The organism is Olavius algarvensis spirochete endosymbiont (assembly GCA_900608495.1).
Taxonomy (GTDB): Bacteria; Spirochaetota; Spirochaetia; order DSM-2461; family DSM-2461; genus UBA2779.
This window is the reverse complement of sequence record UWYT01000327.1, coordinates 1-405: the sequence shown is the minus strand read 5'-3', so window position 1 is coordinate 405 and position 405 is coordinate 1. Positions and strand designations below refer to the sequence as shown.

At 54.3% G+C, this 405-nt stretch carries 1 protein-coding gene; it reads right to left on the bottom strand.

Translation table 11 applies throughout. The features are described from left to right. The coding region (locus S1OALGB6SA_RS09810) for an SBBP repeat-containing protein (RefSeq protein ID WP_195910421.1) at window positions 1–405 on the bottom strand (405 nt) is incomplete at both ends.

The following is a 405-nucleotide window of genomic DNA, read 5'->3' as shown; positions in this document are numbered from 1 at the left end:
TGTTGCCAGTGCCATCCGCATGACTCGCTGAGCCAGTGCCGGCAAAGGTGCTTACTGTTCTATCTTCTATTCTATCTGCCGGAGTGATTTTCCGGATACGGTGGTTGTTAGCATCTGCCACATAGACATTGCCTCTTGAGTCCACAGCTACGCCGGAGGGGCTGTTAAACAATGCCGTGCTGCCAATGCCTTCCGCATGACCCGCTGAGCCAGTGCCGGCAAAGGTGCTTACTGTTCTATCTTCTATTCTATTTGCCGGAGTGATTTTCCGGATACGGTGGTTGCCACGATCTGCCACATAGACATTGCCGGATGAATCCACAGCCACTCCGTAGGGGAAGCTAAACTGTGCCGTGTTGCCAGTGCCATCCGCATGACTCGCTGAGCCAGTGCCGGCAAAGGTGC